Genomic DNA, 17,825 nt, shown 5'->3' on the forward strand with positions numbered 1-17,825 from the left:
CGGTGCGGGGCTCGGACCCCCGGAATGTGGATCGCCGACTCGGCCGCCGGCCGCAGCAGCGTGCACCTGCACACCTGGCAGGGGCAGGACACCGGCGGCGCCGTCGACTGGCCGGACCTCGCCATCGCCGCCGAGATCCGCATGACCTGGCAGTTCCAGGACCAGGACGGCGACGCCTTCTGGATCGTCCGGCTCAACCCGGGCGCCGAGCAGACGGCCGTCCACACGAAGAACTACCGGGATCACACCCGGCACGTGCTGTACGCGCCCGGCGCCCGGCGCCTTGGTGGGGTGAAGTGCCACGGGGCGTGCGCGCACGAGGACTGGCACCTGCGCCACCTCGCCGCCGACCTGGCCGACCTCGACGGCGCAACGCCCGCCGACGGGCCCGCCGCGGCACCGGAACCTTCGAAGGGCCGGCGTCGGCGTCGAGCGGGCCGCTACTCTGGGCGCGGTGCGTCCCAGGGGACGCGCTTCACCGACCAGGAACTGCACGACCAGTCCATCACCCTGCTCCTCGGAGGCGCGGAGACCACCGCCGTCTTGATGTCGTGGATCTTCCACCTGCTGCACGAGTACCCGCAGGTCGCCGCCAAGTTGCACGCGGAACTCGACGAAATGTTGGCTGGCCGCCCGGTGACGGCCGCGGACCTGAGGAAGCTGCCGTACACCCGCAACGTCGTCGCCGAGGGTCTGCGCCTCTACCCGCCGGCCTGGCTGCTCAGTCGTCGCGCCGCCGTCGACACCACGCTTGGCGGGCTGCCCGTACCGGCCGGCACCGAGCTGTCGTACAGCCCCTTCCTGCTGAACCGGGACGCCCGCTACTTCGACGCCCCCGACAGCTTCGAGCCGGACCGGTGGCTCACCATGTCGACCACTCCGCGCAAGGGCGCCTACCTGCCCTTCGGCGCCGGGAACCGCAAGTGCATCGGTGACGTGTTCGCCCTCACCGAGGCCCAGGTCATCGTGGCCCGGTACTGGACGCGCGTGGGGCGGGTGCCCGGGGCGCGGTAGCGGTCGCCGACGGGATCCGGCTCGCGACGCCCTCGATGAAGGTGTTGAGCCCGTACGCGAACCGTTCCGCCGGGTCGGTGTTCATGAGGGAGCCGAAGGCCTCCGCGTACTGGGGCGACAGCGCGCTCGCGAGCGGGTTCTCACCGCTCTGCCACCCCTCGTCCGGCGCGTGGGCCTGGTTCTGTTCGTCGAGGGTGTGGCCGAGTACGTAGTAGTAGAGGGAGAAGGCCAGGGATCCGGCCTGGGCGGGGGCCAGGCCCGCGCCGCAGAGGACGTCGACGACGAGACTCCCGGCGGTGATCGAGTTGGCGCCGGTGGCATGGGTGCCGCTGACCAGGCGCGCTCCGTCTCGGTGCGCCAGCATGGCCGTCCGGAACCGCTGGCCCAGGACATAGATCTGATCGCGCCAGGGAGCCTCGGGCAAGGGGACCCCGACCCCCTCGGTGAGCTTGTTGGCCATCGCCTCCAGCAGGGCCGCCTTGTTCGGGAAGTGCCGGTAGAGGGCTCCTCCGTGCACGTTGAGCGCAGCACCGAGCTTGCGCATGGTCAGTCCGTCGAGCCCTTCGGTGTCGAGAAATTTCAGGGCCCCTTCGACCACGTCGGCCTTTCGCAGCAGCATGGGTCGCTCCATCGTTGACAACCCCCGAATCATATAGCTAACGTAAACGCTGTTCACAGTAAACAACGTTCACGGTGAACGGCGTTCACCAGGAGGCGCAATGTCTGCATCCTTAGAGTCACCACCCACCCCCGCGGTCCTGCGGCCGAATCTGCCGCTCGGCGTCGTGGTGGCCATCTCGTGCGTGGCGCTCTTCATGGTGGTGCTCGACACGACGATCGTCACGCTGGCGCTGCCGCAGATGCGCGACGCACTGGACATGTCGGTCAGCCAGCAGCAGTGGGTCGTCACCGGCTATCTGGTCACTCTCGGCGGTCTGTTGCTGCTGGCCGCCAGGGCGGGCGACCTGTTCGGCCACAAACGGGTGTTCCTGTTCGGCATGATCGCCTTCACCGCCGCCAGCCTCACGGGCGGCCTGGCGACCGACCCGACCATGCTGATCGTGTCCCGGTTCATCCAGGGCGTCGGCGCCGCCGCGCTCACGCCCACCAGCCTGAGCCTCATCACCACGAGTCACACCGACGAGACCCAGCGGCAGCGCGCCCTGGCCCTGTGGAGCATCACCATCGCGTTCGCCGGCACGGCCGGCGTACTCCTCGGCGGCGTGCTCACCAGCGAGCTGAACTGGCGGTGGGTGCTCTTCATCAACATTCCCCCCGGCATCGCGCTGTTCGCCGCGGCACTCTGGTGCCTGCTCCCCGCCCGGATCGGCACCAAGCCGGTCCGGCTCGATCTCCCCGGCACCCTCTGCGTGACGCTGGGCATCGGGGCGCTCACCTACGGGCTCTCGCAGGCGTCGGCCGACGGGTGGGGGTCCTCCAACGTCCTTATCGCCCTCGGCGCGGCGGCGGTCCTCATCGCGGGCTTCGTGGCCGTGCAGCTGACCAGCTCCCAGCCGCTCATCCCCCGGGCGCTGCTCCGACTGCGCAGTCTGCTGCTCGGAAACCTGATCATGCTCATGCTGGGAGTGGTCCTCAACGCTTCCTTCTTCTTCATCTCCCTGTACCTGCAGCAGGCCATCGGTTACAGCGCCCTGCGAGCCGGTATGGCCATGGTTCCGGTGACCCTCATCGTCATCGTCGGCGGCTTCGTCTCCCGCAAGCTCGTCCTCGTCCTCGGCCCCCGAAACCTGATCATCATGGGTGGGCTCGTGGTCGCGGCCGGTATGGCCTGGCTGGCCGCGGTGCCCGCCCGTCCCCCGGTCTTCCTGGCCCATATCCTCGGGCCGACCCTGATCGTCGGCATCGGCCTGGGCTTCCTGCTCCTGTCGATCACGCTCACCGGCACCTCCGACGTCGATCCCGAGGACGCCGGTGCGGCCTCCGGGCTGCTCAACACCTCCCGCCAGGTCGGCGGAGCCGTCGGCCTCGCCGTGCTGACCACCATCGCCGCCACCGCGACCACCGACGCGGTCGGCGACTCCGATCCCGTCGAGGCGCTCGTTCACGGGTACAGCGTCGCCTTCCTGATCTGTGCGGGCGTCATGGTGGTCGCCTCCCTGATCGCGCTGGCCCTGCCGAACATCAAGGCGCCCAGGCCGGAGGCCGAAGCGAAGGCCGGCGAAGTCGGCGAGGAACGGTCGGCGAACGCCACGTCATGAACCGGATCTCACGCGTCGACGACGGTCCCGCCCGGCAGGGCGGGAAAGCCGGGCGCCGCACCGTCGACACCCGGGCGGGGGCCGGTCCTGACCTCCCGGTTGGTGACGGAGAGCGGCCCCAGCCCCGCCAGGGCATCGAGCACCTGGGGCATCAGCGCCCCGGGGGCCGACCGGGCGGGAACCACGCCGATCGCGTTCACACCGGTCAGCCAGGCGGCCGTGAGATCACCCGCGGCCGCCAGGCGGCGGACGGCCCGGCCGCCCGCGGCGGCTTCCGCCTCCAGATGACCGGCGTCCGGATCGTCGGCGGCCCCCAGGACCAGCGTGAGGTCGACGGCCTCGGCCACCGAGCGGACGGCCGCCGCCCGGTCGGTGGCGGCGTAGCAGAGCGCGTCGTAGTGCTGCCCGCGCACACGGGGGTAGCGCTCGCGCAGAGCAGTGATCATGCCGGCCGCGTCATCGACCGAGATCCCGGTCTGCACCACGAGGGAAAGCCTCTCCGGATCGACCCCGAACCGCTGAAGATCGGACGCCTGTGCGGCATCCCGCATCGTCAGCACCGACTCCGGGGCCTGCGACACCGACACCCATTCCCCCGCGGTGTCGCGGGCCCCGGTCATCAGCACCACCGTGTCGCCACGGTGGGCGTAGGCCTCGACGTCGCGATGGGCCAGAGCGGCCAGCGGGCAGGTCGTGTCCACCACCCCGAGCCCGCGTGCGGCGGCCTCCGCCCGCACCGGCAGGGGTACGCCGTGCGGCGGGAACGCCACCACTCCGCTGTCCGGTACGGCGTCCAGATCGTCCGCGAACGCGACACCGGCCTCGGTGAGCCGCGCGATCCGGTCGACCGCGGCGACCGGCCGGCCGTACACGTACACCGGCACGTCCCGCCGCGCCTCGCGGGCCGCCCGGAGGGTGGCCTCGACACCCGCCCGGGCACCCGCGCAGTCGGGTTCGGGCGCCGCCACCAGCAGACGGCGCGACCGCAACAGCCCGGCCCACTGCGCGACAAGCTCCGCGCATATGTCCACGGCCGGGCGATCATCCGCGTGCGCGGCCGCGCCCAGGCCGACGGCCCGGCCGTCCAGCTCCAGGTAGGAGGCCATCACGAGCACCGCGTCGCCGGTGCCGGAGGCTTCTGCTGTCCCGTCCATCGGATGGAGCCGGATCCGCCGTCCGCCGGGATCGGGTTCGCCGCGTCCCAGCGCCGCGGCGAGCAGCGGAGCCGCGGGCGAGCCGACCGTTCCCCGCTCGGGATGCGTTGTTCCGGTGGCCACCACGATCTCCCCCGGCCGGACCCCGCTGACGGAGAAGCGCTCCACCCGCATCGTTCGATTCATGATCATTCACCTCGGATGGCTGAATTGGATGTCGTCGGCACTTACGAGGCCACCGTCTCCGGAGTCCAGGCGGTGGCGGTGCGGACCAGCAACTGCCTGACGGCGCGGTGGGTGCGCTGCGGATGAAGCCGGGATCGCAGGACGTTCATCGCGATGGTGGCGCGCCCGCACGTCAGGAACGTCGAGTCGTCGAGAAAGGCGTGCCAGACGGTGACGGCCTGGTCGAGATCGCCCTGATCCAGATGCAGCCCGGCAAGCCGGGCGTGGCCGAGGGCGCGCGAGCGGCGCTCCCGCTGCGGCCGGTGGCGGGCGGCTTCGGTGAGCGTGGCGATCGCTCCCTTACGGTCACCGAGCAGCGCCCGCACGGCCGCCTCCTGGTTCGCCAGCGACGCGGGGTGGTACCGGCCCATGGCACCACCGCCGTCCGCCGCCGTCCGGGAGCACGCCTGGTCCAGACGCCGTTCCGCGCCCGAGATCGCGGTCAGCGCGTGGTGCCGGTTCCCCGCCGCGGCGGCGGCCACCGCGACCTGGCCCAGGAAGAACGCCTGGCGGGCCGGTCCGGTGGCGGCCCTGCTGATCGTCGCCGCGGACTCGGCGAGGTCGACGGCGTGCTGACGGTGCCCCAGACTCTGCGCCTGAACCGACAGCCCCCGCAGTGTGACGGCGTAGCCGGCCGGGTCGTTGTTCTCGCCGGCCAGCCTCAGAGCGGCCCGGTAGTACTGCTGGCCCAGCCCGTGGCACCCATCGTCGAAGCACATGAACGCGGCCAGATAGGTGAGCTGCGTGGCGGCCGTGAAGAACCTGCGCCGCAGCGCCGGAGTCCCGGCGGCATGAAGCCTGGGAGCGATGTCGAAGGCCAGATAGCAGGACAGTTCCGCGCGGGCGTGGCCACCGCCGAAGGAGTCGTCGAGGTCGGAGAAGAGCCGTACCATCTGCTCGGCCGTGGCCACCTGCCCCGGCTCCAGCCGCTGCGCGCACGACGGGTCCGGCCATGGCGGCAGCCCGGGCGGACCGGCCGCGGCCTGCGCCCACCCGGGCACGTCGAGAGCGGCGACGCGGTAGGCGGTGGCGGACAGCATCCGACGCCGGCTCTCGCCGGACTGCGCCAGGCCGGCCAGCACCGAACCGACGTCCCGGGGCGGGGCATCGGCGTCCGGCGGCCGGTCGACAGCGGCGCGGGAGCGAGGTCTCGGCTCCCACTCCTCCCGGACGGCCGGACCGGTGGCCGGCCCGGCGAGCCCCAGGTCGGCGAGGCCGACCGGACGGCGCAGCCCGCGCGAGATCGCCTCGGCGATCAGCTCGGGCACCGGCGAACGGGGGCGCCGGCCGGCCAGCCAGTGCGTCACCGACCGCCGGTCCAGCCGCATCACCACACCGGACTCGGCGGCCACCGCGTTGACCTGCCGGGCGAGGAAGTCCTCGGTCCAGCCCGCCTCGGCCAGCAGTCCCCGTAACAGCCTGTTCGGCACCTTATGCTTCGTCATGACGCGTACCAGCCCCCCACGATCGCCGCGCATTCCCCGAGCCTTCTGTCGGCCCTTCTGCCGGCCAAATGGGAGGCTACCAATCTGATTGATCAGGAAATAGTGACAATTGCACCTGTGATCGTGAGTTGTGGAGAACTCACCCGGGCGAAATGGCCAGGGCGAGCGATAGATCCTCGTCGGAGTTGATCCACACGGTTACCGGAACTCCGCGGTAGGACGCGGTCAAAGCGCCGTCGGCAGGGCGCAGTTCGATCCGCCAGAACAGGAAATCGCCCAGAGACCCGGTGCCGGACAGCGCTTTGAAAGCCGCTTCCTTGGCCGCGAACAACTCACGCGGCGTGTATTTTCCGGCCGACGGCAGCAGTTTCAGCCTCTCCTGCCCGCTCAGGACGAACGCGGTCGCGCGAGGGCTGATGACCGCGCTCTCGATGTCCACGCCGACCGCCGCCGCGCCGGGGACCACCACCGCGACCGCCAGGTGGTCGGTGTGGGAGATGGATCCGGCGAATCCGCGCGGGAAGCGGGGCCGGCCGCCGGGATCACGGGGGACGATCCGATCGGCCGCCCCGGCCGCCGCCAGCGCCGCCGAGGCCGCCCGGCGGCCCGCCGTGAACTGCTGACGCGGCCCGAACGGCCGGTGCACCGGCCGCCATCGGGCCCATACGCCCGCCGCAGCCGCGCCGGCAGGAACCTCCAGCCCCGCCGCTCCGTACGCCTCGGTCAACGCAGCGACACGACGTGGTCGGCCAGCGACTCGATCGAGCGGAGCGCCTCGGGCCGGACGTCCTCGTCCCATTCGAAGCCGAACGCGTCCTCCATCGCCACCAGCAGGCTGACCAGCGCGGTGGAGGACATGCCCGCCTGACGGAGGGACACGGTGTCCGACACATTGCCGACGAGGCGGTCGTTGCCGAACAGATCGACGAGCAGCGCCCGGATGCGCTGCCGGACCTCGAGTGTCCCGTCAGACACGCGATTCCACGTCCTTGACGAATTCGAGGATGATGGACTGGAAGGCCCCGGCGTCGTCGAAGAAGGGCTGGTGCCCGGCCTTCGGCATGATCCGGCAGGTGCCGTCCTGGAACTGGTCGGCCAGCTCCTGGGCGCCCGTCGGGCTCAGCAGGATGTCGTCGTCGCCCACGACGACCAGCGTGGGTGCGGCGATACGCGGCGGCAGGTCGGGGCTGTGGGAGTCGTTCGCGGCGCTCTTGAAGCTCCGGGCCAGCTCCTCCGGGTCGGAGACCGCCATGAAGGCCTCCCGCAGCCCCAGGAAGCCCGGGGTGCCGAGCGCCTCGTTCATCTCCGAGCTGAACATCTCGGGGTAGAGGTGGTCGAACACGGCCGCGAGACCGTGGCTCTCCAGCGTCCGCAGCCAGTTCCGCTGCAACTGCTTCTGGCGGCGCATGCCCTGGGGGCCGAAGACCGGGCCCGACAGCACCAGGCCCTTGACGCGGTCCGGGTGCCACAGCGCCATGTCCCGGGCGAAGACCGTGGTGGTGGACGAGCCGATCAGATAGGTCGACTCGATCTCCAGCGCGTCGAGCATCGCGATCAGATCGGCCGCGTGCTCCTCCCAGGTCGGCTCCTTCTCGACCCGCGAGGAGGCCCCGTGATTGGCCAGGTCGTACACCAGGACGCGGTGGTGCTGGGCCAGTTCCTCGGTGAACCCGCGCCAGATCGGCGCGGTCGCGACGAGATTGGGGAGCGGGGTGATGACGGTGCCTTCACCGCGGGACTCGCAGTAGAGCTCCACGCCCTCCCTGGTGCGAATTCGCGGCGCGTCGTCACGGTATGACAGATCCAGCCGGGACATGTTCTCGACGATTGACATGGAATCTCTATCCTGTTCCTGTTTCGAAGATCTCGACACCTCGAAGGATGCGAGCGAAGTCGGCGACGATCTCGGCCGCCGGCTGTCCGCCGGAAATGGCGCCGCAGGACAGCCCGCAGTACATCGCCATTTCCTCGATCCGGCCGCTGGTCGCCTCCGTCGGCGCCGCGGCGCTGAACCGCGGTATCAGATACGGCTTTACCTCGACCACCGTCCGGCCGATGAATTTCCTGGCCTGTTTCGCGTCGCGGGTGGCGGACGTCTCCAGCACACGGTGACGCCTGCCCGGCCACCCGATCTCGTAGACGTCGGAGATCACCGTGTCGGTCTCGTCGGCGGTGCTCACCGCTCTCTTGAAGTAGGAGTGGGCCCGCGACTCGTGCGCGACGACGAAGGCGGTGCCGAGCAGTACGCCGTCGGCGCCCGCGGACAGGACCCTGGCGGCCTTGGCCGGTGATCCGATGCCGCCAGCGGCGACGATGCAGGCCTCCGGCAGTTCCTCGCGCAACGCGGTGACCATGGCGTCCCGGCTCGCCTCGCCCAGGAGATGGCCGCCCGCCTCGATACCCTGCGCCACCACCACGGAGCCGTGTCCGGCGGCCCGCACACCGTCCTGCACGGTCCCGACCTGGACGACGAGGTGCCGTCCCGCCGCGTTGATCCGATCGAACACGGCGTCGTCCGGCATGCCGAAGAGGGACAGGTACACATGCCGGGGCGTCTCGTCGAGCACCTGCGTGACCTGCCGGTCCAGCTCTTGTGGCCCGACCACCTCCGGAATGAGGTTCACGCCGACGGGCCGGTCGGTCCCCGCGGTCAGCCGGGCGAGCACGGCCGACAGCCCGTCGCCGACCAGTTTGTAGCCGCCCACGCAGCCCGCCGCGCCGGCGTTGGACACCGCGCACGCCAGTTCCGGCCCCGCGACACCTCCCATGCCCGACTGGAGCAGGCTCACTTCGATGCCGAGCACCCCGGCCAGCGTGTTCCGCATCAGCCCAGACGCTCCACCGCGGACACGGCGGCCTCGGCGCTGCCGAACCGCTCCGTCAGGGCGTGCACCCAGCGCTCCAGGCCGAAGGCGAGACAGCTGGTGTGCGCCAGGTCGTCGCCGGCCCGGATCGAGCACCGTTCGCCGAAGAAGTTCCGGTGGTAGTTCACCGAGCCGATCGCCAGCCCGTCGACGACGAACTCCTCCTTCACCGGGAACAGACGCTGCATCTTGGCCTTGCCGCCGTTCTTGTCGAAGAACGGATCGGTGGCGACCTCCAGATGGACGTCCAGCCCGAGCTCGGCGCACAGGGTCGTCACGGCGTCCTTGGCACGGAGCAGATGCTGCTTGGCCCCGTCCTCGGGTCCGATGAAGACGATCTCCCGCATGGAGAAGCCGAGGAGCCGCTGCAGACCGTCGTAGTGGTCCTCGTTGCGGAAGCAGGTTCCGAGCGTGGTCCGCAGCGTCCCGTCCGGGGGCAGCTCGGAGCCGGCCAGATCGAGGTAGATCGCGTAGCACGCGGCCGACGGCAGCGCGAAGCCGGTCGGCTCCATCACCTCGGCCGGAATCCGGTCCAACGGCCGGGGCGCTTCGGCCAGCAGGGCCCCGAGGCGCTTCGGATCCAGCCGGGTGGCCGCCAGCCCCAGATGGGGGAAGTTGTCGAAGTAGTCGAAGGTGTCGAGGTCCTTGCTCCCGATCAGGAACGGGAACCGGTACTCCGGGGCCTCCCAGGTGCGGGCCAGGCGCAGGAACGCCGTGTCGATCGCCCGCAACAACCGCAGCTGGCCGCCGTCGAGTACTTTCAGGCCGTTGTCGGTCGTCGTGGTCATTGCACTGCCTTCTGCTTGAAGAATCGGGCTTCGATCGCATCGAGGCTGCGGAAGTCGTCCAGGTCCAGATCTTCCGGATCGATCAACTCGCCGGTCAGCTCCTCCAGCAGGAAGATGAAGTCGACGAAGGCCAGGGAGTTGATGGCCCGGCTGTCGATCAGATCCATCTGGGGGGCCAGCAGGCCGATCGTCGGGTTGCGCTCCAGGATGAAGGCCCGGACGTCCTGCATCGGATCGGCCGTCATACGATCAGTTCCTTTCCGGCGCCCGCCCTGGTCAGGAACTTCCTGGTCCGCTTCAGGATCTGATCGTGCGCCAGCAGCCGGGCGGGGTGCTCCAGCGCGCGCCGCCGCAGCGCCAGCCCGTCCGGGATGCCCGCGTCGCGGTAGGCGGCGGGGTTGTAGAGGGTGCCGATGCTGTACTGGAGATAGCTCTCCAGGTACGCGGCGACCGCCGGCACCTCCGCCGGGTCGCGCTTGGCCACCTGGCCCAGCAGATCGGTGAAGATCATCCGGCCGAACGCGACGTGCCTGCTCTCGTCCTGGTGGTGCACGCGGTTGATCTCGCGGGCGATGTGCGGCAGGGCCTCGTCGGCCGCCATGTACGCGTTGAAGTAGTCGACGATCTCCTCGAAGATCAGGATGCGCGCGAAGATGATCGCCTCACGGGCCACCGGCGAGAGGTGGGACACGGAATCGGCCCGTAACGTCGGCTGCGCCGGGTACAGCTTGCCGCCGTACCGCAGGCAGAACCGGGCGAAGAACCACATGTGCTCGTTCTCTTCGCCGATGAAGTGGTGCAGAAACTCCGAGACGTCCGCATAGGCCCGCTCGTGGATGCGCATCACCACTTCGCTCATCAATTCACGGATGCCGTGAATGTTGAGGCTGAAGAAGTTGATCGCTTCGTACTTGGTCAGCTCCAATTGCTGATCACGGGTGAGCTCGTCCCACATCGGCGTGCCCGCCAGCGTGGTCAGATTCTCACTCATCCACGGCTTTTCGGGCTCGATCTTCTCGGGCCAGTCGAAAATCGTGTACGGATTGTAGTAGCTAGATTCGGCCATTTGCTCGAGCCGATCCAGGTCGAGTGAGATCGGCTCAATGTCTCGTACGGCCATGTATTCTCATCTTCCCCGTAGAGTGAAGCGAGCTTCCGTATTCAACGCACTGCCTGGATATCCGTATGAACCTGGATCGGCAGCTGCGAACCGCAGTCGTGATAGCCGAAGGGCGCATTCCCGGATGCCGTGGACGGAATCACCTTGTTGTAGATCGACCCGACGCACAGTTCCTGGAATTGCTCGGTGTCCGGCGAGAGTCGGGCGGCCAGCTGGGCCTTGGCGATGTCGACGGTCTTGACCGCACCGTCGTCGTCCTCGACCTCGACGCACGCGTGCGGCAGGTCGAGGGCCCCACCGAGCACACCGCAGAACCAGCCCCGCTTCGCCTCGGCCCGGTACCCGGCCGCGCGAAAGCTCTCGGCCAGGTGCAGACTCGCCGCGATGCAGCTCGTGGCGCCCATGGCGTGCACCTGATCCGGGTGCGCCTGCATGGGTACGGGGATCATCTGCCAGCGGTAGCCGGCGTCCAGGTACTCGCCGGTCAGCCGCCGCAGCACGGGCGAGACCACCGGGGTCCGGGCGCCGGTCGTCGTCACCGTCGCCGCGTACTGCGCCGACCCCCGGCTCACCGACGGCCCCGTCACACCGGCGACGCTCCCGCCGAACCGGAGGACGTCCGGCTCCTCCAGACGCCAGGGAGCCTCTTCCGGGCAGTCGACGCATTCCAGCGCGACCCGGAAGTCCCATTCCTTGGCACGCAGGAGATCGTCCACCGGCCGCCGGGCGAACCGGAAGAGCAGACGGAAAGTCAGCTCCGGCTGCGTCCTCGCACTGTTCGAGTACATGCCGAGGTTGTACAGATCGTTGGCGTCGAAACAGCGCACCCCGGATCGCCGCTCGAACGGAAGCCCCGCGTCGACGAGCCTGTCGATCTCTTCCGGCTCGCAGCGCAGCATTTCCTGAGCCACGGATTCCGGTTGGTTCCTGCTGGAATACTCGGCAGGCACGAACTCGATGGAGTTCGCCACCTTCTCCCAGGCAACATTTTCGGTTGCAGCTTTACGCGACACAGTCAATCTCCCGAACAGAACGACCGCGCCGACGGCTCGGCGCCCGTACGCGAGGTCACGGTGAATCTGCGGACAGCCTGACAGTAACGGCCGGGCGATCCCGCACGACAGATCGGTTCTCCACGGACCCCTATGGATTTCACATGGGCGATCATGGATCGTGCGGGCCCGGCCGCCCGGGGCCACACCTTGCCGACGTTTCGAGGATCACAAAGGAATGAGCCTTTTCCATCTTGATCAGGTGGCGAGTTCGAGGGCGACGACGGCACGGACGACGGCTGTGATCCGAGTGGTGCCGCAGCGGAGCTTCCGCAGGAGCCGCCAGGACTTGAGAATGGCCATGGCGCGTTCGCCGAGGCTGCGGATCTTGGCGTGATCGCGGTTGTGACGTCGGCGCCAGCCGCGCAGGTGCTTGCCCCGGAACGGGACACGGATCGCAGGGTCAGCGCCCTGACACGCCTTGTCGGCCCAGCACTTGATGTCGTCTTCGGCGAGGGTGGCGGGAATGCCGTGGACTCGCGCCGCGGTCAGGTCGTGTGTGGCTCCCGGCAGTGCGTCCGAGGCCCAGATCAGGCGTCCGGCGGGATCGGCGAGGACTTGCACGTTCATCGGATTCCTCCGTGGATACTCCGCCCTTCAGGGCGGGGAGGAAACGGACTCCTGCGGAGCAGGGTAAGGAGCGGAGTTTCGCCCCCGGGGCGGAAGGCCGTGCTGTGACCCGCAGATTTGATCTTAACTCGCAGCACCGCTAGTTTGTGAGCGTGACCGCGAGCTGTGTGAAGCGGGCGTTCAAGTACCGCTTCTATCCGACTGATGCGCAGGCAGCCGAGCTGTCGCGCACGTTCGGTTGCGTGCGGAAGGTCTACAACCTGGCGCTCGCCGCCCGCACGGAGGCACGGGTGCGGCAGGAGCGGGTCAACTACAACGCAACGTCGGCGATGCTGACGGCGTGGAAGAAGACCGAGGAGCTGGCGTTCCTCAACCAGGTCTCGTCGGTGCCGCTCCAGCAGACGCTGCGGCACCTGCAGACCGCGTTCACCAATTTCTTCGGCAAGCGGGCGAAGTACCCGCGCTTCAAGTCGCGGAAGAAGTCGCGGAAGTCGGCGGAGTACACCACCAGCGGGTTCCGCTTCCGTGACGGGGCGCTGACCCTGGCGAAGATGACCGAACCGCTGGACATCGTGTGGTCCCGGCCGCTCCCCGAGGGGGCGAGGCCGTCCACGGTGACCGTTTCCCAGGACGCGGCGGGACGCTGGTTCGTCTCGTTGCTGTGTGACGACCCGTCCATCCAGCCCCTCCCCGCCACCGACAGCGCGCTCGGAATCGATGTCGGCCTGGACCACCTGCTGACCCTCTCCACCGGGGAGAAGATCGCCAACCCCCGGCACGAACGCCAAGACCGCGCCCGACTCGCCAAAGCTCAGCGGAAACTGTCCCGCAAGGCCAGGGCGACGGCGCCAACCGGGCCAAGGCCCGGCGCAAGGTCGCCGAGATCCACGCGAGGATCGCCGACCGTCGCCGTGACCTGCTCCACAAGCTGACCACTCGGCTCGTGCGTGAAAACCAAACGCTCGTGATCGAGGACCTGACCGTGCGCAACATGGTCAAGAACCACACGCTCGCCCGAGCCATCTCGGACGCGAGCTGGAGCGAGTTCCGCTCCATGCTGGAGTACAAGGCCGCCTGGTACGGGCGCGAGGTGATCGCCGTCGACCGATGGTTCCCCTCGTCCAAGCTGTGCTCCGCCTGCGGCACCCTCACCGAGAAGATGCCGCTGAACGTCCGTACCTGGACGTGCGACTGCGCAGCGACCCACGACCGGGACGTGAACGCAGCGAAGAACCTTCTGGCCGCCGGGCTGGCGGTAACAGTCTGTGGAGCTGGTGTAAGACCTCAACGGAGTTCTCCGGGCGGGCAGTCGGCGACGAAGCAGAAACCCCCACGGCGCGAGCCGTAGGAACCCCCCTCGTTCACGAGGGGGAGGAAGTCAACCCGTGGTGCTTCTTCTTCCCCGAGTAGTACGGCCGGTCGGCAGCGATGCGGTCGATCGGCAGCACGGTGCCGTCGAGGATCACGTACGCCTTCTTCCGGACGGTCGTCATGACCTGTTCCAGCGTGGGCGCGAGGGCTGCCAGCAGGTCGACGGCCTCGCGTATGTATCGGTAGGCCGTGGCGATCCCGACGCGGAAGCCTGCTGCGAGGCGGGCGTAGGTGTCGCCGCAGCGCAGGTGGGCCAGGACGAGCAGGGCCTGCCGGCCGCAGGTCAAACGCCGCCAGCGCGAACCGATCTGACGACGGTGACCTGCCCGGACACAACCGTCCGGCTCCGTCCAGCTGCATCCCCTCTCGATCCCGGTCGATCGAGGACCGTGCTGCGCTCGCCGCACCGCTGTCGCCGCGCCCCTGCTCCTGCGGAACTCAGGACGACTCTGCTCGCCTGCGGTCCCCCCATCACTGCGTGGGCCGCCATGGGACCGTCCGCTCACCAGCCAGGTGCACTCGGCGCGAGCCGACACGCTACGTAACGCATCTGCAGTCGTCCTCCCGGCCGACCTGTACGAGGAAATCGGGGGCAGCCCCGGAGAAGTCCAGACCGGTCGTCGTCCCGCCAGCCCCCGGCGCGGAGGCTCTGCGACGGGAAGGGGGGCAGCGAGGGGTGGCGCCGTCCCCGCTCGGCGCCTGCTTCGCCGGCCCCGGGCCAACGGCCGGAGACAATCCGCGGCGCCGCCGAGCGCACGGCGGACTCGGCGCCCATCCACACCGGCCGGACAGGACCCGGGGCAAGGAGGTCGCCGGATCTCCGGCGCACTGCTCACGCCGCTCGCGACCGGCGGCCGGACTACGCCGGCTACGGAGCAGCGCGATTGCCCACCCCTCCGGCCCTTCTCGACCCCGCTCTGCGCTCCGAAAGCTGTCTCAGAGGCTGCGGATCAGCTTGCCGCGCACCCGGCCTTCCCTGCTGACGCGGATGAGCCTCCGCCGCCCCTCCAGCGGGAGGAGCGCTTGCACCTCGAAATGCACGGCCCCGGCGTCGATGAGCGCGCCGATCCGCCGCAGCGCCTCACCGTTGGGAGATGGCGACGACACGGCGGGCCGTGATGCCCGGCGGTGCGCCTCGTTCACGGGTTCCGGGAGGGCAATAGGGGTGTCTCCGGGACGCTACAGCCGCCAGGAAGTGTGCTGGACCGGAACCCGGCGGTGTCCCGGACAACAGCGAAGGAGGGGGCGGCTGGTCCGACGGCGGCGCGGTCGATCGGCTCGCCGACGCCGCTGGCTCCCGCGCCCCGCGGGCGGCCTTCGTGCCCACCGCGTCCGGCGCCTGGCACGCGGTCAGCGCGGCCAGGGGTACGCAGCAGTCGGACCGGGCTCGGGCGGCACTCCCGCCTCGACCCGAACGAGAAGGTCCAGTCCGGCGGGCCGCATCGCTGTGGAACGCAGCTGCAGCACGACACAAGGCACCTCATGGCGAACAGCGTGGGCACCCACACCGGCTAAGTGCTCACCCACTTCCTGGCCGTCAACCGTGACAGCGTAGGAGCGTCCGCCGGATGCGAGTGGGAAGCGATTCGGCGTCGTCATCGGTGGATCCTGAGCTCCGGTTCGTCGCTGTGAAGCCGTACGAGCTGCGAAGGGCAGCCCCTCCGAACACTCTGGTGGGCCAGCACGAGACACCCACCCATCAACCCACCGGCCTGAGTTCTCTCACCACTCAACCAGCGCGAATCCCGCCGACATGCCGCCGCCGAAGCCGGCCATGAGGATCAGGTCGCCGGGGGTGAAGGCGCCGGCGCGGGCGGCCGCGTCCAGGGTGATCGGGATGGAGGCGGCTCCCGTGTTGGCGTAGTGCGTCAGTGTGCGGTGCATGGTCGCGCGAGGCAGTTCCAAGTCGGCGAAGACGCTGTCCAGCATGGTGCCGTTGGCCTGGTGCGGTACAAAGTGGTCGATGTCGTCGGGTACGACACCGCATTCGTGCAGGAATCCCTTGACCAGCTGCGGCAGGTGGTCACCGACGAAGTTCCGCACGCCTCGCCCGTCCATCGCGAAGTACTGAAGCCCTGCGTCGAGGACTGTCTGGTCCACGGGCATGCGACTGCCGCCGGCGGGCACCTCGATGAGACCCGACAGTTCGCCGAACGAGTGCAGCGCGAGGTGCCGGATACGTGGTCCGTGGTCGACCGACGACCCCAGGATCACCGCTCCGGCGCCGTCCCCGAAAAGGATCACGGTCCTGCGGTCGGCCCGGTTCAGGATGCGGGAATACAGGTCCGCGCCGATGACCAGTGCGTGGCCGCCGGTGCGGGTGAGTACGCCCTCGGCCGCGGAGAGCGCGAACACCATGCCGGAGCAGACCGCGTTGACGTCGAACGCGGCCGCGTCGCTCGCGCCGAGCCGCTGCTGGACGTAGGCGGCGGTGGGCGGTTGCGGCCGGTCGGGTGTGGACGTGGCGACCACGATCACGGACAGCTCCTCGGCGGTGATGCCGGCCGACCGCAGCGCGGCACGCCCCGCAGCGGTGGCCAGGTCCGAGGTAGCCTGGCCGTCGGCAGCCCATCGCCGTTCCCGGATGCCGGTCTTACCGGTGATCCACGCGTCGTCGACCCCCGCCGCCGCGGCGACCTCGTCATTGGACACGATTCGCTCCGGCACATAGGCACCCGTACCGAGAATCCGGACGTCGGTCATACGGCTGCCCTCCCCTCAAGTGGTATGGAGAACGGTGTGTGAAGAACTGGCGTGCGGCCGTAGCGGGCGCGTGCGGGGGCAGCCGTGGAGGCCGCCCCCGCACCCGCGGGACCGGAGGTGTTCTAGCGCGTCTGGTAGATGCGCTTGTGACCGCTGAGGCCGGCCAGGCGGAAGGGCCCGGTGGTCTGCGGCGGGGTGAGGTGTTCTCCTCCGTCGGCCGGGAAGGACCGCTCGTGCAGCTCGCGGTAGCGGGCGTAGTCGACCGGCTTGCGCCGGGCTAGCGCCTCCAGGTTCGCTTCGGTCCGCAGGTGTTCGCGGTAGCCGGGGACGGCTGTGCCCGCGAAGAACTCGGCGACGCTGCCGGAACCGTAGCTGAGGAAGCCGATGGGCCGGTCGGTCAGGTCGTCCGCCTGGTCGAGCAGCGCGGCGAGAGCGAGGTACACCGAGGCGGTGTAGCTGTTGCCGATGGTGGCGTTGTAGGCCACGGTCCGCCCGATGGCATGCTCGATGTCGGTCTTGTCGGTTTCGTGGCCCGCGTAGTTGAGCAGGTGGTGGTGTGCCTTGTAGGCCATTTTCGTGAACGGTTGGTGGTAGCAGAACGCGGCGAACTCGTCGAGTGCGCGGCCGCCCTGCTCGCCGTAGTCCTTCCAGCTGCTTGCGACCGCTTGCAGGTACGCTTGGACGGATTCCTGCCCATCGACCAGGGCGGTGGTGCGATAGTTCGGCCGCCAGAAGTCCATGACGTCGGCGGTGAACAGTCCCGAGGCGTTCTCGATGCGGACCAGGGCGGGGTCGGCACTGACCAGCATGGCCACCGCGGCGGCGCCCTGGGTCGCCTCGCCAGGGCTGTCCAGTTCGTACTTGGAGACGTCGCTCGCGATCACGAGGACCTGCTGGTCGGGGTCGCGCCGTACGAGTCCGATGGCGAATTGCAGGGCGGCCGTGGCTCCGTAGCAGGCCTGCTTCAGTTCAACGACGCGGCTGGCCGATGGCAGGCCGAGCAGTGAGTGCACGTACACGCCTGCGGACTTCGCCTGGTCGATCGAGGATTCCGTCGCGAAGACCACCGTTCGGATCCGTTCAAAACCGTGCCGGGCGATGATCGGGGCGGCGGCGGCGGCACCCAGCGTCACGATGTCCTCGTCCGCGGCGGGCACGCTCATCGACCGCTGGCCGATGCCGATGTGGTACTTGCCGATTTCGGTGCCGTTGTACTCGGCGAGTGCCGCGTGTGACAGGACGTACTCGGTCGTCGCGAATGACAGATCGTGGATTCCGAAGGAAGAGTCGTTGGACATAC

At 69.3% G+C, this 17,825-nt stretch carries 16 protein-coding genes and 3 pseudogenes; 3 read left to right on the forward strand and 16 right to left on the reverse strand.

Features of this window, described 5'->3' with window-relative positions; genetic code table 11:
* Window positions 1-24: 24 nt before the first annotated feature.
* Window positions 25-1,014: a cytochrome P450 gene (locus tag OH735_RS38080; RefSeq protein WP_406378446.1), complete on the forward strand. Its 990-nt coding sequence runs from the start codon at window positions 25-27 to the stop codon at window positions 1,012-1,014.
* Here the strand turns inward: OH735_RS38080 and OH735_RS38085 are convergent.
* The gene (locus tag OH735_RS38085; RefSeq protein ID WP_406378444.1) at window positions 962-1,633 is read right to left on the reverse strand and encodes a TetR/AcrR family transcriptional regulator; all 672 of its coding nucleotides are present in this window, start codon (window positions 1,631-1,633) and stop codon (window positions 962-964) included. The two genes, OH735_RS38080 and OH735_RS38085, sit on opposite strands and share 53 nt — an antisense overlap.
* A gap of 100 nt (window positions 1,634-1,733) precedes the next feature.
* Here OH735_RS38085 and OH735_RS38090 point away from each other — a divergent pair, with 100 nt between their 5' ends.
* Complete coding sequence (locus tag OH735_RS38090; protein WP_406378442.1) at window positions 1,734-3,233, forward strand: DHA2 family efflux MFS transporter permease subunit; 1,500 nt, start codon at window positions 1,734-1,736, stop codon at window positions 3,231-3,233.
* Between the two features lie 8 nt (window positions 3,234-3,241).
* Here OH735_RS38090 and OH735_RS38095 read toward each other — a convergent pair whose 3' ends face one another.
* The 11 genes and pseudogenes from OH735_RS38095 to OH735_RS38145 form a co-directional block, all read right to left on the reverse strand.
* Complete coding sequence (locus OH735_RS38095; RefSeq protein ID WP_406378440.1) at window positions 3,242-4,573, reverse strand: hypothetical protein; 1,332 nt, start codon at window positions 4,571-4,573, stop codon at window positions 3,242-3,244.
* Between the two features lie 41 nt (window positions 4,574-4,614).
* Window positions 4,615-6,057 (reverse strand): hypothetical protein, encoded by a 1,443-nt coding sequence (locus OH735_RS38100; protein WP_406378439.1) that lies wholly within the window; start codon window positions 6,055-6,057, stop codon window positions 4,615-4,617.
* A gap of 139 nt (window positions 6,058-6,196) precedes the next feature.
* Complete coding sequence (locus OH735_RS38105; protein ID WP_406378437.1) at window positions 6,197-6,784, reverse strand: 4'-phosphopantetheinyl transferase superfamily protein; 588 nt, start codon at window positions 6,782-6,784, stop codon at window positions 6,197-6,199.
* Window positions 6,781-7,032: a phosphopantetheine-binding protein gene (locus tag OH735_RS38110; protein WP_406378435.1), complete on the reverse strand. Its 252-nt coding sequence runs from the start codon at window positions 7,030-7,032 to the stop codon at window positions 6,781-6,783. The genes OH735_RS38105 and OH735_RS38110 overlap by 4 nt, the downstream gene beginning before the upstream one ends.
* Entirely contained in the window at window positions 7,025-7,891 is an 867-nt protein-coding gene (locus OH735_RS38115) for an alpha/beta fold hydrolase (protein ID WP_406378433.1), read from the reverse strand. The genes OH735_RS38110 and OH735_RS38115 overlap by 8 nt, the downstream gene beginning before the upstream one ends.
* A gap of 7 nt (window positions 7,892-7,898) precedes the next feature.
* Entirely contained in the window at window positions 7,899-8,882 is a 984-nt protein-coding gene (locus tag OH735_RS38120; protein ID WP_406386337.1) for an NAD(P)H-dependent flavin oxidoreductase, read from the reverse strand.
* Window positions 8,882-9,709, reverse strand: coding sequence for a hypothetical protein (locus OH735_RS38125; protein ID WP_399462971.1), 828 nt, complete (start codon window positions 9,707-9,709; stop codon window positions 8,882-8,884). Before OH735_RS38125 ends, OH735_RS38120 begins: the two co-directional genes overlap by 1 nt.
* Entirely contained in the window at window positions 9,706-9,954 is a 249-nt protein-coding gene (locus tag OH735_RS38130; protein WP_406378429.1) for an acyl carrier protein, read from the reverse strand. Before OH735_RS38130 ends, OH735_RS38125 begins: the two co-directional genes overlap by 4 nt.
* Window positions 9,951-10,829, reverse strand: coding sequence for a diiron oxygenase (locus OH735_RS38135; RefSeq protein WP_406378427.1), 879 nt, complete (start codon window positions 10,827-10,829; stop codon window positions 9,951-9,953). The genes OH735_RS38130 and OH735_RS38135 overlap by 4 nt, the downstream gene beginning before the upstream one ends.
* Before the next feature lie 41 nt (window positions 10,830-10,870).
* The gene (locus tag OH735_RS38140) at window positions 10,871-11,740 is read right to left on the reverse strand and encodes a hypothetical protein (protein WP_406378426.1); all 870 of its coding nucleotides are present in this window, start codon (window positions 11,738-11,740) and stop codon (window positions 10,871-10,873) included.
* 339 nt (window positions 11,741-12,079) lie between these two features.
* Window positions 12,080-12,463: pseudogene (locus tag OH735_RS38145) on the reverse strand (transposase family protein); the annotation flags it as partial.
* A gap of 155 nt (window positions 12,464-12,618) precedes the next feature.
* On the opposite strand from OH735_RS38145, the pseudogene OH735_RS38150 reads away from it, so the two are divergent.
* Window positions 12,619-13,799: pseudogene (locus OH735_RS38150) on the forward strand (RNA-guided endonuclease InsQ/TnpB family protein).
* Between the two features lie 31 nt (window positions 13,800-13,830).
* Here the strand turns inward: OH735_RS38150 and OH735_RS38155 are convergent.
* From OH735_RS38155 to OH735_RS38170, 4 genes and pseudogenes are all read right to left on the reverse strand, one after another.
* Window positions 13,831-14,193: pseudogene (locus OH735_RS38155) on the reverse strand (transposase family protein); the annotation flags it as partial.
* A gap of 565 nt (window positions 14,194-14,758) precedes the next feature.
* Complete coding sequence (locus OH735_RS38160) at window positions 14,759-14,929, reverse strand: hypothetical protein (RefSeq protein WP_406378424.1); 171 nt, start codon at window positions 14,927-14,929, stop codon at window positions 14,759-14,761.
* Between the two features lie 615 nt (window positions 14,930-15,544).
* Window positions 15,545-16,525, reverse strand: coding sequence for a 3-oxoacyl-ACP synthase III family protein (locus tag OH735_RS38165; protein WP_406378422.1), 981 nt, complete (start codon window positions 16,523-16,525; stop codon window positions 15,545-15,547).
* A gap of 122 nt (window positions 16,526-16,647) precedes the next feature.
* Window positions 16,648-17,823: a hydroxymethylglutaryl-CoA synthase gene (locus OH735_RS38170; protein WP_406378420.1), complete on the reverse strand. Its 1,176-nt coding sequence runs from the start codon at window positions 17,821-17,823 to the stop codon at window positions 16,648-16,650.
* Window positions 17,824-17,825: the final 2 nt, after the last annotated feature.

It is taken from the genome of Streptomyces sp. NBC_01618, assembly GCF_045209435.1.
GTDB lineage: Bacteria > Actinomycetota > Actinomycetes > Streptomycetales > Streptomycetaceae > Streptomyces.